Annotated in this window: 13 protein-coding genes and 2 tRNA genes; 2 read left to right on the top strand and 13 right to left on the bottom strand. The window is 38.9% G+C overall.

Annotated elements, in window-relative coordinates; all coding sequences use genetic code 11:
- Positions 1 to 3: 3 nt before the first annotated feature.
- The 3 genes from D1953_RS20400 to D1953_RS20390 all read right to left on the bottom strand — a co-directional run bounded on the left by D1953_RS20400 (position 4) and on the right by D1953_RS20390 (position 779).
- Positions 4 to 94: transfer RNA gene (locus D1953_RS20400), tRNA-Ser, on the bottom strand.
- 4 nt (positions 95 to 98) lie between these two features.
- Positions 99 to 173, bottom strand: a tRNA-Asn gene (locus D1953_RS20395).
- A 144-nt stretch (positions 174 to 317) separates the two neighbouring features.
- The gene (locus D1953_RS20390) at positions 318 to 779 is read right to left on the bottom strand and encodes a SprT family protein (RefSeq protein WP_119118984.1); all 462 of its coding nucleotides are present in this window, start codon (positions 777 to 779) and stop codon (positions 318 to 320) included.
- 89 nt (positions 780 to 868) lie between these two features.
- Here D1953_RS20390 and cmpA point away from each other — a divergent pair, with 89 nt between their 5' ends.
- Positions 869 to 988 carry a cortex morphogenetic protein CmpA gene (gene cmpA, locus D1953_RS20385; protein WP_119118989.1) on the top strand — a complete coding sequence of 40 codons (120 nt, stop codon included), beginning with the start codon at positions 869 to 871 and terminating at the stop codon, positions 986 to 988.
- 52 nt (positions 989 to 1,040) lie between these two features.
- On the opposite strand, the gene D1953_RS20380 is transcribed toward cmpA, so the two are convergent.
- The 6 genes from D1953_RS20380 to acpS all read right to left on the bottom strand — a co-directional run bounded on the left by D1953_RS20380 (position 1,041) and on the right by acpS (position 7,412).
- Positions 1,041 to 3,209, bottom strand: a complete 2,169-nt coding sequence (locus tag D1953_RS20380) for a Tex family protein (protein WP_119118983.1) — start codon at positions 3,207 to 3,209, stop codon at positions 1,041 to 1,043.
- A gap of 299 nt (positions 3,210 to 3,508) precedes the next feature.
- Positions 3,509 to 3,859 (bottom strand): type II toxin-antitoxin system PemK/MazF family toxin, encoded by a 351-nt coding sequence (locus D1953_RS20375; protein ID WP_119118987.1) that lies wholly within the window; start codon positions 3,857 to 3,859, stop codon positions 3,509 to 3,511.
- Positions 3,860 to 3,866: 7 nt separating this feature from the next.
- Positions 3,867 to 4,151 carry a CopG family ribbon-helix-helix protein gene (locus D1953_RS20370; RefSeq protein WP_119118988.1) on the bottom strand — a complete coding sequence of 95 codons (285 nt, stop codon included), beginning with the start codon at positions 4,149 to 4,151 and terminating at the stop codon, positions 3,867 to 3,869.
- Between the two features lie 156 nt (positions 4,152 to 4,307).
- On the bottom strand, positions 4,308 to 5,462 hold the full coding sequence (alr, locus tag D1953_RS20365; protein WP_119118986.1) for an alanine racemase: 1,155 nt from the start codon (positions 5,460 to 5,462) through the stop codon (positions 4,308 to 4,310).
- Positions 5,463 to 5,727: 265 nt separating this feature from the next.
- Positions 5,728 to 6,738 (bottom strand): LolA family protein, encoded by a 1,011-nt coding sequence (locus D1953_RS20360; protein WP_119118982.1) that lies wholly within the window; start codon positions 6,736 to 6,738, stop codon positions 5,728 to 5,730.
- A 311-nt stretch (positions 6,739 to 7,049) separates the two neighbouring features.
- The gene (gene acpS, locus D1953_RS20355; protein ID WP_119118981.1) at positions 7,050 to 7,412 is read right to left on the bottom strand and encodes a holo-ACP synthase; all 363 of its coding nucleotides are present in this window, start codon (positions 7,410 to 7,412) and stop codon (positions 7,050 to 7,052) included.
- A gap of 77 nt (positions 7,413 to 7,489) precedes the next feature.
- Here acpS and D1953_RS20350 point away from each other — a divergent pair, with 77 nt between their 5' ends.
- Positions 7,490 to 8,071, top strand: coding sequence for a rhomboid family intramembrane serine protease (locus D1953_RS20350; RefSeq protein ID WP_119118980.1), 582 nt, complete (start codon positions 7,490 to 7,492; stop codon positions 8,069 to 8,071).
- 67 nt (positions 8,072 to 8,138) lie between these two features.
- On the opposite strand, the gene D1953_RS20345 is transcribed toward D1953_RS20350, so the two are convergent.
- From D1953_RS20345 to D1953_RS20330, 4 genes are all read right to left on the bottom strand, one after another.
- Positions 8,139 to 9,599, bottom strand: a complete 1,461-nt coding sequence (locus D1953_RS20345) for a PH domain-containing protein (RefSeq protein WP_119118979.1) — start codon at positions 9,597 to 9,599, stop codon at positions 8,139 to 8,141.
- Positions 9,592 to 10,065 carry a PH domain-containing protein gene (locus D1953_RS20340; RefSeq protein ID WP_119118978.1) on the bottom strand — a complete coding sequence of 158 codons (474 nt, stop codon included), beginning with the start codon at positions 10,063 to 10,065 and terminating at the stop codon, positions 9,592 to 9,594. Before D1953_RS20340 ends, D1953_RS20345 begins: the two co-directional genes overlap by 8 nt.
- A 295-nt stretch (positions 10,066 to 10,360) precedes the next feature.
- A complete protein-coding gene (cshA, locus tag D1953_RS20335) occupies positions 10,361 to 11,842 on the bottom strand; it encodes a degradosome RNA helicase CshA (RefSeq protein ID WP_182480698.1) in 1,482 nt (493 codons plus the stop codon).
- 974 nt (positions 11,843 to 12,816) lie between these two features.
- Positions 12,817 to 14,196, bottom strand: coding sequence for a UDP-N-acetylmuramoyl-tripeptide--D-alanyl-D-alanine ligase (locus tag D1953_RS20330; RefSeq protein WP_119118976.1), 1,380 nt, complete (start codon positions 14,194 to 14,196; stop codon positions 12,817 to 12,819).
- Between the last annotated feature and the right edge of the window lie 80 nt (positions 14,197 to 14,276).

Below are 14,276 nucleotides of genomic sequence, written 5' to 3'. Positions count from 1 at the left end.
AAATGGCGGAGAAGGAGGGATTTGAACCCTCGCGCCGGTTACCCGACCTACACCCTTAGCAGGGGCGCCTCTTCAGCCTCTTGAGTACTTCCCCAAAATGGCTCCGCAGGTAGGATTCGAACCTACGACCGCTCGGTTAACAGCCGAGTGCTCTACCACTGAGCTACTGCGGAACAATATCATCCAGATTCTTTCACAAATCATTCAAAAGAACTCTATTTCGTCTCAAATAACAAGCCGTTATCTTGTCGACTCTTTAGAGTATACACACTTCTCAAGGCAAAGTCAACAATTGTTTTTGAAATTCTTTCTTCCCTTTAAATTTCTCGTACTAAAGATAGCACTCCCTTACATTTACCGCATACAAAACGATTAATGTTTACACGCCTTTTTCTCATATAATGTTGATGACAGGCTTTACAACTGTATTCATATAGTTTTGTCTTATGTCTTTTGCTACTAACAGCTAACGGTTTACAAAACCTTGGAGCACCCACTTTTTTTAATAGATGTTTAAAATCCGCATCTTTATGCTGATAGCCTTTCTTCTCTAGGTGTAAATGGTAATGACATAACTCATGTTTCACAATCCCAATCAACTCTTCCATCCCTTGCTCCTCATAATACTTCTTATTAATTTCTATATTATGAGACGTAAGCAGATATCTCCCTCCCGTTGTGCGAAGACGCGGATTAAAATAGGCACGATGTTCAAATGTTTTTTGAAAATCGGAAAGTGAAATGGCTTCAACAAGTGTTTGAAGTTGTTCGTCATTCATACTTTTTTTCCTTTCAATCGTAACTTGACAACCTATTATAGCATATACTGGTGAAAAAATAGGAGACACCAAGGGGAGGAAACCCTATGATGCCTAAATGGTTTCAAAACCAAATGCGCAGAGCCTTTTTTGAGAAAGATTCTTCACAAATCAAAATGCTAAACCGATATTGGTTTTTGTATCAGAGAAATGACAGCCTTCGCTCATAGTTCTCCAATGATAAAGAAAACACCTTCACCCTGAAGATGTTTTCAAAAAAAATTAACCTTGATCTTTTGGTTGCAGCATCGTTAGAGCCACCCGTTGTTTTTGAACATCAACTTGATCGACCCAAACCGTTACAACATCTCCAACCGCTACGATATCTAGAGGATGTTTAACAAAACGATTGCTTAGTTTCGAAATATGCACAAGCCCATCCTGCTTCACACCGATATCAATGAAAGCTCCAAAATCAACAACATTCCGTACCGTACCTTGTAACTCCATCCCCACTTGTAAATCTTCTATTTTCAACACATCCTGCTTCAAAAGCGGCTTCGCTAAATTATCACGTGGATCTCGTCCGGGTTTCATTAAGTCATCAATAATATCTTTTAACGTCATCTCGCCAACTTCTAACTCTTCTGCTAATGAGGGTAAATCTAAGTTTTTCAGCGCCTCATTTAACGCTTCACTACCTAATTCTGCTGAAGTAAACCCTATTTTCTTTAACAACTTATTAACGGCACTATAATTCTCTGGGTGAATAGCCGTTTGATCGAGTGGTTCACTCCCATTCAAAATTCGCAAAAACCCGATGCATTGTTCATACGTTTTCGCTCCGAGTCGAGGGATGTTTTTCAATTCTTTTCGGCTCGTAAACTTCCCTTCCTCTTCTCTTTTCTTAACAATGTTCTGAGCAACTGTTTTTGATAACCCTGCTACATATTGCAAAAGTGAAGGGGAAGCCGTATTAACATTCACACCAACCTGATTCACAGCTGTTTCTACAACAAAAGAAAGCGACTCTGAAAGTTTTTTCTGTGAAACATCATGTTGGTATTGACCGACACCAACAGACTTCGGATCAATTTTCACCAGTTCTGCAAGCGGGTCTTGAAGCCTTCTGCCAATCGAAACCGCACTTCTCTCTTCCACTTGGAGATTTGGGAATTCTTCACGGGCAATATCAGATGCAGAATAAACGCTCGCTCCCGCTTCGTTTACAATAATATAAGAAAGACCGCCTTCGACTTCTTTTAAAATATCAGCAATAAACTGTTCCGTTTCCCTTGAGGCCGTTCCATTTCCAATCGCAACAATTTCTACGGCAAACCTTTTCAAAATAGCTATTGTTTTTTCCCTGGCTTCTGCTCGCTTCGAAACAGGCGGATGTGGGTAAATGACACTAATCTCTAATACTTTCCCTGTTTCATCAATTACAGCTAACTTACAGCCTGTCCGATATGCAGGATCGACCGCTAATACAACCTTCCCCTTTAACGGCGGCTGCAATAATAAATTTCTTAAGTTTTCTGAGAAAATATGAATAGCTTGATCTTCCGCCTTCTCTGTTAATTCTTTACGAATTTCCCGTTCAATAGATGGCATAATAAGGCGTTTGAAACTATCCTCAATAGCTTCCTTCAATATAGCAGCTGACTCTGTATGCGGTTTCGTAATTACGTTACGCTCAATGTATTGAATAATAGAATCCGTTACAGGATGCACAGAGATTCGTAACACCTCTTCTTTTTCACCACGATTAAGCGCTAATACGCGATGCGGGACAATTTTTTGGACAGGCTCTTCATATTCATAATACATCTCAAAAATTTTCTTTTCGTCTTTTTCTTCATTTTTCACAGTTGAAACGATTTTTCCTGTTTTAAAGATGGATGAACGAATCCATTTACGCAGCTCAGCATCATCAGAAATTTGTTCTGCAATGATATCCTTTGCTCCGGCAATCGCCTCTTCGACAGATTGTACCTCTTTTTCTTCTGAAAGAAACTCAACTGCTTTTTCTTCAACAGCCGGATTAGAATGACAAGCTAACAACCAATCAGCAAGCGGCTCTAATCCTTTTTCCTTAGCAACGGTTGCTTTTGTTCTTCTTTTTTGTTTATACGGACGATACACGTCCTCTACTTCTTGCAGCTTGCTCGCCTTTTCAATCTGCTGCTTTAACTCCGGCGTTAACTTTCCCTGCTCTTCAATTAAACGAATGACTTCTTCTTTTCGATGATTTAAGTTTTCTAAATAATTCCACCGCTCCATAATTGAACGAATTTGCACTTCATCAAGTGCCCCCGTCATCTCTTTCCGATATCGAGCAATAAACGGAACCGTATTTCCCTCTTCAAGCATATTGATAACATTTTGCACTTGATGACTTTTCAAAGTTAATTCTACAGCTATTTGCTTCACTAATTCATTTTGTATCATCAATGTTCTTCCCCCAAGCTTTTACATTCTTATATACAGTCTAGCAAATATAGCCATACGTTGCGAACCTCACTATCTAGAAGAACAGTTTTTATAAAGTGAAACTCGCACCGCCAATCAGCTCTCTCCTTATGAGTGATCAACTCAACCAATTCATTATGTGCATTGGCTCTATTTCCTAGTCAACTGTTAATAAGCAAAAAAAAACGACCCCAGTGTCGTTAACCGGAATCGCCTAGTCTTTATTTATAAAAAAGAACATATATAATAGCACCCTGCTATAGGAATTCATTTTTTCTCTAAAATTCTTTTAACCCTAAACTAATCTGTAAAGCTTCGTTTACTTTTTGCATCATTGTTTCATCGAGATACGTAATTTTGTCTGTCAAGCGTTGCTTATCAATCGTGCGAATTTGTTCTAAAAGAATAACGGAATCTCGCTCGAATCCATATTTTTTCGCGTTAATCTCCACATGTGTTGGCAATTTTGCCTTTTGAATTTGAGCTGTAATGGCTGCCACAATCACTGTCGGACTAAAGCGATTCCCGATATCATTTTGAAGAATGAGTACCGGACGGGTTCCACCTTGTTCTGAGCCGACAACTGGAGAAAGATCTGCGAAGTATACGTCACCACGCTTAACAACAATCAATGGCTCAGCCTCCACTAGCTAATCGCTCGACAGCATGTTCAGCTTCATATTCTGGATATTCAGCCTGAAATGCTTCAGAAGCGATTGTTAAATTAATGGCCGCCATTTCGATATAGCCACGTTTCATTGATTCCCGAAATTCTTTCTTTTTACGAAGATACATAGTCGTGGCACGATAAATAAACTCACTGCGATTAACGTTTTCTTCACTCGCATACCCGTCTAACTCAGTTAATACATTTTGAGGTAATCGAATTATTATCTCTCTTGTTGCGCCGGATTCAGACACAAGCATACACCTCCACCATCACTACACACCATAGTCTATATACCTTTTCCATATTACCATTAAAATACCTATCTGCAAAGAGTATATTCCATCCTCTGTCTTATTATCAGCGAACCGTAATAAATATTATTCACATTTTTGTAATTTTTTACAAAATCAATCATTCAAGAGCGTATTACGCACATGTGATACTTGATGATTCCGCCTATATACACGCGGTACACGCGCTGCTATCATACACGTCACTTCATAATTAATCGTTTCTAATGTCGCGGCAATCTCATCTACTGAAATCGCTACCCCATCACTTTCACCAATTAACGTCACTTCTGTCCCAATGGGAAGTGGTTGAGACAACTTAATCATACACTGATCCATACAAATTCGGCCAACAATCGGCGCCTTTGCACCTGCAACAATCACTTCTTGGCTATGCAGCTTACGAATCCATCCATCCGCATAACCAATAGGCAATGTAGCAACCCACTCTTCTTCTTCCGCCGTATAAGTAGCTCCATAGCTAACATGATCGCCTTTGTTCAACCGTTTCACATGTACGATTTTTGTTTTCAGGCTAAAAGCTTCTTTCAACGTAAAAGGCAATAGCTGCTTGATCTCTGGAGACGGACTTAACCCATACATACTAATCCCATAACGTACAGCATTAAACAAAGGGTCTGTAAATCGTAATGAAGCCGCACTATTTGCCGCATGAACAAGTTCAGGAAGCTTTCGCAAAGAAGATAACAACATTTTAAATGTATTTAGCTGCTGTTGATAATATGATAAATTTAGTTCATCAGCTGTTGCAAAATGCGTAAAAACTCCAACAAATCTAAACTGAGGTTCGTTCAGTAACCACTGTTCAAGAGCCTTCAATTCTTCCGGAGTACGTACACCGATTCGCCCCATACCACTGTCGCATTTAATATGCACATGAAGAACCTGTTTCTCCCCTACATACTGCTTCGCTTGCTCCAGCCACTCTTGGCTAAAAACCGTTAAAGAAATGTGCGCTTCTGCAGCTATACCGGCATCTTCCGGCCTAGATGCACCAAGCACAAGAATAGGAGCTGTAATTCCTTTTTTTCTGAGTGCAAATGCTTCATCTAAAAAAGCGACAGCAAGAAAATTGGCCCCCGCTTTAAGTGCTGTATTTGCTACTTCATAATCACCATGTCCATATGCATTCGCCTTCACAACAGCAAACATCTTTACATCTTGCGGCAATATTTTTTTCATAGAAACAACATTTTCATAAATGTAATCTAAATTCACTTCCGCCCATGTATCGCGGTGAAACCCCTTCATACTCAAACTACGTAACCTTCTTTCATTATTTCTCCATTTATTTCATGTTTAACAGGCAGCAACCCCCCTGCCCCAAGCTGGGACACAACTGTCCGACTTGTTCAACTACCCATAAGCAGGGTTCAGTTTTACTTTATTTTAAAACGGTTTAACAGAAAGGAAAAGAGCTATATGTCATCTAGGCCATTTACAGGCAACAACGATGTCCAAAAAGATAGAGGCTGTCTCGTCAATAGGACAGCCTCTGTGTTTTCAAAATTCCACTCTATTTTACAGGCTCCACTCCAACTGTACGAGCTATCTCTACCATTTCATCTGGAGATAAGCTTTGTGAAGCAAGCGTATAGTTGACTCCCTCATACGTCCACGTCACCATATTATCCGCTAATGCACCTACTGTAAATCCTAAATCTACTGGATTGCCATTTACAGTTGTCGAAACGATTTTCGTTTGGACCACTTCAGCCTTCTCTTGAATTAATGTAAAGCTGTTCTTTTCCCCTTCATACGTCAAAACAACCCGTTCTCCATTTTCTGTATCAATTCGTTGTTCATCAGTTAAACTCATACCTTGCATTTCCGCTGGATATTTAACAGAAAAATTTTGATCTTTTACTTCAGCCATCACTTCTACCTCAAGCTGAGCACTTGTCATATTTTTCTGCATATCAAACGCATCTTTATCAAACGTTGTATCGAATTTCACCTTGGAGAACTCCACTGTAACTAACACATTTTTATCTGGATCCATCACTTTTACACTAACTGGAGATAAATCCTTTTTATTCAGTCTAATTTCTTGAACAGGCAACATTTTACTATTTTGATAGCGCGTTTTTGTTTCAAACACATATTGGTTGTCTACTTCTTTAAACGTCGCACTTTTATCCTCCGTAATATCTTTTACAAGTGACTCGTATAAATACGCTTGGCTGCTATTTTCAGGCCATTCACTTTGAAACTTAAAGCTCTTATTTAACGCGGGCGTTAAAACATATACTCCCTCATTATTCCTTAAAATCATTTGACTTTGTTCTTTCTCTTGGTTCTTCAAATTCACTCGATAGAAGGAAGGATTCTTATGCCAAATTTCCACGTTATATACTTGCGGATCAGTCCCCATCTGTAACGTCATCTTCGCATTTGCTTTGTAGCCTTTCATTTCTTCAACCTTTTCATTTAAAGCTGTCACAACATCAGCTTGTGATTTCTGACCACAGGCACTGAGAGCCAACAACAGCATAACCCCAGCCAAAAGAATCCCCATTTTCTTCATCTTTTCAACCCCTTTTGTCATTTAAACATAAAAGAGAGAGGAAAAGGCAGGACCTTAAGACTTAGCGTTTATCTTGATGTATCTCTCACCTGAAGTCCGCTACGCTTTACCCAACCTTGTCTCTCTCTATCGCAATAGAAGTATATGAGACAACCTCAGCAAATATGATTCGAAAAGCGGAAGCAGCTTGGGCAAGCATATAAAGCAAATTAGAATGAAACTAACAAGCGGCCTGTACCTGTTAGAAGCATTATCCTCTGCACAACAAACTAAACGTTGAAGCTCAATCAGCAGGAAAACAGCGCTTCTGGTTAAGATTCTTCTACTTCTTCAATAACGACTTGAGCAACGGCATATTCTTTGCTGTGGCTAATAGATAAATGGACTCCTTTGGAGATTGGCGCAGTAATGCAAGGTTTGCCTGCTTCATCGGCCATAATTTCAATATCAAGAAAAGACAAGTGTTTCCCTATTCCTGTTCCATTTGCTTTTGAGAAAGCTTCCTTAGCCGCAAAGCGCCCTGCAATATATTCAATTTGCCGTGCTCCCTTCAGCTGCTCATACCGACTTTGTTCATTAGCTGTTAAAATTCGTTCTGAAAAACGTGGTTGACGCTCTATAATCTGCTTCATTCTTTGAATTTCTGTAATATCAATCCCTATTCCCTTTATCATCTAAACAACCCCTTCTATAATAGACGTAACATTCATAAAATGAGTACAACCATTTCAATCTTCCAAAAGGAGAATCTATGTTTATAAGAACTGAAAGCTTTCAACAGTATGTACGTTGTTTCCCTGCTGTTACCTGCTACATTTTCTTGATGATGATTGTATTCGTACTAACCTTATTTCCGTCGTTTCTTGGAAATATCATTCATTACGGAACAGGTGTTAACTTGTACATTGCAGATGGTCAATGGTGGCGACTCCTTACGCCAACTTTTTTACATTACTCGTTTACCCATATATTGTTTAATGGGTTTTCCCTAGCCATCTTTGGACCAACACTTGAAAAAACTCTGGGTTCTATAAAGTTTGCTCTTTTTTTTCTATTAACGGGGACTATCGCCAACATCGCTACCTTTTTCTTAACACCACTTACCTTCATTCATACCGGAGCAAGCGGAGCGATCTTTGGCATTCTCGGATTTTTCCTCTATATGGCCCGTTTTCGAAAACATCTCTTATCTAAAAATGAAATTCATACGATTTATACGCTAACAGGTATCGCTGTTATTATGACATTTATCCAACCTAATATAAACATCGTCGCTCATATCGGCGGCTTACTTGCAGGTGTCATTCTCGCTCCACTATTTTGGCGTAAATAAAAGAAGCTAACTGTTTAGTAGCTTCTTTTATTCTTGGCTATGTGAACGAAAGCGGTTTGTTTTACGGTTATTTCGTACGACTATTCTTTAAAAACCATGTTTGCACCGCATCAAAATCCTTAGCCTCTACATCTCTTACTTTTCCCTCTCGAAAAGCAATTCCTGATTTGATTAAAGCAGAAATAGAAGAGAGCTGCTTTCGTTGCTGCGCCCAGCTTGTTTTTGATTCAATCGATTGAATTTTACTTTTATGAAACAAAATCGTTTGTTTGGATAACCCGCGGCTTCTCATCAACAGTTGATGATTCGTAATATTCCAACCAGCCGCTTTATATTGTAAAAAAGCCCAACTAATACTAATTGGCAATAAAACCAAAGAAACATATCCCCAAGGGCGGAAAAAATAAATAAAAACGATTATGACAGGAATAAAGAAAATGGCCCGTCGAAACATATAGCGCGGAAGTGCACGTGCCGGCAACGGCTCCACTTCTACATCTGCTACATAATCTGATAGACATTGTTCTAAATATTTTTGTAAATGTTTCTTGTTTACAAGCGGAAAAAGCATAACCTTTAAACTATCTTTATCCGCTTCTGACCCTCCTGCGTACTCTAGATAAACCGTTGCATAACCTAAAGGCTGCCTTACCACATTTTCGATAATTCGAATCCCTTGCACTTTCTTCAACGGAATTGTCAGCTGTCTTTTTTCAAGTAAACCTCTTGAAATGATTAGCTCATCTTCCTTTTTTTCAACCGTAAATTGAGCGTATTTCAACATCATCCCGATTGTCGCAAGCATGTATACAATAAGCGCTGCGACAAAAGCAAAAACGGCCAATAAAAAGGTACCGAGCTTTAATACATCCTCATACTCCCCAAAAAACCGCTCAAATGGGATTATTTCATCAAACTGCGAAACAAAAGCAGCCACCCCAGATAGCACAACTCCAACAGCCCCAGAAGTAGCAGCCATCAAGAAAAGCTCTGGAAATTGCAGTCTAAACGTCATAACGGACTCTTGCTTTATAACAGGTTCCGCGATTAAATCGATTTCTGGCTGTTCTCCTAGCATTTTATTTCTTTTCGCTTCTGCTAATCGTTCATTTAATCGTTCAGCTTCTTCTTTACAAATGGCCGATAACACCGCTTCTGCTTGAGCACCGCCGGCGGTTTCGATACTAATTTTCACAAGCCCGCAAAGCCTCTGAATAATCCCTTCTGACACATCAATACTATGTATTCGTTCAAAACGAATATAACGTTTTTTTCGGACAAATACACCTGATTCAATCCTTAATTCACCCTCTTCAATACGATAGGTAAATCGAAACCATTCAATAACGGCTGTCACAATAACAAATAAACAAATACTGCCCAAGATGACCAATTGAATCGTCCCCGCTAATCCATCCTTATCCCCTCCGAAGACAACAACAACGATAATCGGAACGAGCATATCTTTAATGGCCTTTATCACATTCAACAACATAGCAATCGGATGCAATCGTTTCGGTTCAGACATCTTCTTCCTCCACACTTGCCATTTTCGAAATATATTGCCTCAATTCATCCGCCTCCTGTAAATCAAGAGCCGGAATCGTATGTACAGTCGCTGCAGTTGATACCTCCACTGACGCTAAATCATATTTACGTAAGAAAGGACCTTGGTTCGTTTCTACATGCTGAACACGGATCATCGGTATAAGCGTCCGCTTAATGACAAAAATCCCTCTTTGAATTTCAATTTCTGTCTCTCGCACTTCATAACGAAAACGGCGCCACTTAATTAAAGGTAATAGGTAGATCCCTAAGTATGGCTGAATGACCGATAATACAATCATCCCCCCAATAATCCAAGGTGTCCAATCAAATATAATGGTTAACACAAGTACAGCAATCGTAATAATCCACGTAATCAAACATTCCAAAAAACCAATGATGCGCCATACCTTTAACGTCCTCGCTGATATTTGGTTTTGCAGCTCCATTAATTCACTCCTTCCCATGAAAAAAAATCCTATTTTCACACAACTCCCCTTCAGTATACTATATCTAATTGTTCACTTCTTTTTCTTTTATTTTTACTTCACCATACTTTTAAGCAAAGTAATGGAACCTGAAGCTAAGCATCAAAACGATTTAAGAATGTTATACTTTCTTGTAATTTCCCAAAAAACTCTACTTCTTCCACACACAAAAACGGCCTTTTCTCGATTGAATTATCGAGAAAAGGCCGTAAACTTAATTTATTCTTTTGTTTTAAGCTTTTGTTCAAGCTTATTATTAATGGCTTTGTTTCTCACGTCTTTGGCTTGAGCTGCGGTTGCCATGACCATTCGATTTACGGTTAGTTGAACGTTTAGCACCGAAATCTTTTCTTCCAGATGAGCTGCGCCCGTTACGATTTCTATTATTAGAGCCGCCACGGTTACGATCACGACGCATTGGAAGCGGAGCTTCGTCCGTTAATCTAACAGGTGTTTGATCAGGCTCTTTTGTTAATGCTTTAAGCATTGCAGATACTAAATCAACAGCCGTATACTTTTGCATTAGCTCTTCTGCTTGAGCAAGGTATAATGAAAGATCTTCATTTTCAATTATGTTCTGGATTTTTTCTGTAACAGCTTTTTGCTGACCTTCTAACGCTTCTGTTAAAGTTGGTGTTTTCATTTTTACCATACGTTTTTTCGTCGTATGTTCAACAGCGTGTAATTGACCTCTTTCTCTCGGAGTAACAAATGTAATCGCTACACCATGTTTCCCTGCACGTCCAGTACGTCCAATACGGTGAACATAGCTTTCTGGATCTTGAGGGATATCGAAATTGTATACGTGAGTTACGCCTGAGATATCTAAACCACGTGCCGCTACATCTGTTGCAACAAGTACATCAATGCTGCCTTCTTTAAATTTCTTTAATACAGATAGACGCTTCGCTTGACTTAAATCACCGTGAATTCCTTCAGCCATATAGCCGCGGATATTTAAAGCAGATGACAGTTCATCTACACGACGTTTTGTACGACCAAATACAATCGCAAGCTCTGGTGTTTGAATATCAAGAAGACGTGCTAACGTATCAAACTTTTCATTTTCTCTTAAATCGATATAGTATTGCTCAATACGATCAACCGTCATTTCTTTTGCTTTTACACGTACAAGCGTTGGGTTTTGCATGAATGTTTCTGCAATCTTACGAATTGGGTCAGGCATTGTTGCTGAGAATAACAATGTTTGTCTCTCTTCTGGAACAGTAGACAAAATAGACTCAATATCTTCAATGAATCCCATGTTTAACATTTCATCTGCTTCATCAAGTACCACTGTGTGTACATTGCCTAAACGGATGTTTTTACGTTTAATATGGTCAAGTAAACGACCTGGTGTACCCACAATAATATGTGGTTTTTTCTTTAAAGCACGGATTTGACGATCGATATCTTGACCACCATATACCGCTAGTACACGTGCTCGTTTTCCGTAGCCAAGCTTGAAGAGTTCTTCGGAAACTTGAATCGCAAGTTCACGTGTTGGAGCAATGACAATTCCTTGTACATTCTCGTCATTTATATCGATATTTTCCATTAACGGAATACCAAATGCTGCTGTTTTACCTGTTCCAGTTTGAGCTTGACCGATAATATCTTTCCCTTCAAGCGCTAATGGAATCGTTTGAGCTTGAATCGGACTCGCTTCCTCAAACCCCATTTTTTCAATTGATTTCATAGACGTTCTATCTAATCCTAATTCGCTAAACAATGTCAATGTGTTCGTGCTCCTTTTTAATATCATAAATTTATCAGTGCATGTTGCAATGGTTCTTGTTCAAATTACAACAAATGTGACGGAGGTTGTACTTTACCTCGTATAAAGAAAATTCACCAATTGGCTCATCTTCAGGCAGATAGATGCGTAGTTGCACTTATCCTATTCCCCTAAAATCGGCAGTTGTTTCAAAATCATCCCTATGCTGATCATGTATACCACAACAGTATAAAAAAGGAACTGTAATCACCTAAACAATTACCTTATTAGTTCGGCTGAACTCAATATATGGATTTAACAAATAACATACATCAGCCTTCTCTTACTGTGCTGGATGCAATAGTAAATACACATTATTATGTTTGTAAACATAGGCGCATTTTATTACTCGTATATATAGCCAAGATGAAATTCAAATCGGAAAAGTTAAAGTAGCATAATCGGTAATTGAACCGAACATTTAGGTGAGGGCTGCTGCACCTTACTTTTTCATGCAGCCGATGGAGCTGCCTATCTAACTTGACGAGAGCCAAGATTCTATACAAAAAACAGGCACGGTGCGTTGAGGAAATGCAGAAGTGGATAAAGCGTATAGCTTACTTCCGTATGAGCAACTAAAGCCGCCATATTAGGCAGCTTTTATTTATAATCAAGACGCTCGGCCTATTTAATCTAAAAGTACATAGTCCTTCAAAATCAAAATCATGAAATCGTTCATGTTCATGACAAAACTTGAATAACTTGAACTGACTTAACAACATAAAAAATGAATACGTTATTAAGGCGTTTAAACCCATACTATATAATATCATTTTATAGCCACTATTGCAATAAAGGATATCCAATCACGAATCTCACTTAAAATGCTCGCTCCATTTAATCATATTATTTCCCAAAGCCCTAACATTATATAATATAGCTTAAACATTAAAATAAATAAAATCGGTTTACCCATGTGGGTAAACCGATTTTATTTATTTTTGTAATGCCTGAACAACTTCTTCTAAACGCATACCTCTTGATGCTTTTACAAGAATAAGGTCATTAGCTTGCGTATGTCTTTTTAATTCTTGAATTAATTGCTGCTTATCTTGAAAAGAAAATACACGATTCTCCTCAAATGTTTCACGCGCACCTCTGGCAATATGTTCAGCAAGAGGACCATAAGTAAATACTTCATCAATTTCATCTTTTGAAATATGTTGACCAATTTTCAAATGAAAATCCTGCTCTTGTAAACCTAATTCCAACATATCACCCAGCACAAGAATTTTTCGTTCAAATCCGGACAGCCCTTCAATTAATTCAATCGCTGCTTTCATTGATGTAGGACTAGCGTTATAAGCATCATTAATTACTTTTTCTCCTTTAGCCCCTTCAACCATTTCCATTCGCATATTCGTTAATCGAACCGAAGCCAGCCCTTCTTGAATTTTCTCTGGATCCACCTTTAATTCCTTCGCTGCCAGCATAGCGGCTAAAGCATTCATTACATTATGATTCCCAAGAACCGGAATTTCGTAAGAACCGACTAATACCCCCGCGGTCATATAAGCTGTACTATCATTTCGTTGCTCAATTGAAGTCACATACAAATCATTCTCCCTAGAGCGACCGAAAGATTGGATATGCAAATCTTTATCTCGATTTTGGATTTGCTCTGATAATAAAGGTTCATCTCCGTAATAAATGAATGTTCCTCCATCAGCGAGACCCTCGATAATTTCTAGCTTTGCACGAGCGATTTCTTCTCTCGATCCTAAATCTAATAAGTGAGATTCTCCGATATTTGTAATAATCGCAATATCAGGGCGAGCTAGCTTCGAAAGAAACTCAATTTCCCCTCGGCTACTCATCCCCATTTCTAAAATGGCTACTTCGGTATCCTTTGGCATTGACAAAATTGTTAACGGTAATCCTAGATGATTATTAAAATTCCCACTTGTCTTATGTACCTTATAAGTCGTCGCCAAAAGAGAAGCAGTCATATCCTTTGTTGTCGTTTTTCCATTACTTCCTGTCACGCCAATTACTTTCACATTCAACTGTCCGCGATAAGCTCTTGCTAGTTCTTGTAGCGCCACTTCTGTATCCTTCACAATAATAAGAGGGATATCCTTTGGTGGATTCGGGACATTTTGCTGCCATAAAGAAGCAGCAGCTCCTTGTTGAATTGCTTTCTCGACATACTTATGACCGTCGACTTGCTCTCCAAGAAGTGGAACAAACAAGTTATTCTGCTCTACTTTCCGAGAATCAATTGATACGCCAGCAACCTGAACAGATTCCCATTCTGCAATTACATTTAGGCCACCTACCATCTCATGAATCTGCTTTAACGTGCGATTTATCATATTTTCCGTTCCTCCTATAGGCTGTTTCATTATAAAACAAAGCAGAAGCCTATATATTCTAGCGCTTCTGCCTACATCCT

Source organism: Peribacillus asahii (assembly GCF_003570725.1).
Lineage (GTDB): Bacteria > Bacillota > Bacilli > Bacillales > DSM-1321 > Peribacillus > Peribacillus asahii.
The sequence above is the reverse complement of the archived record's forward strand: the minus strand, read 5'-3'. Positions and strand labels throughout refer to the sequence as shown.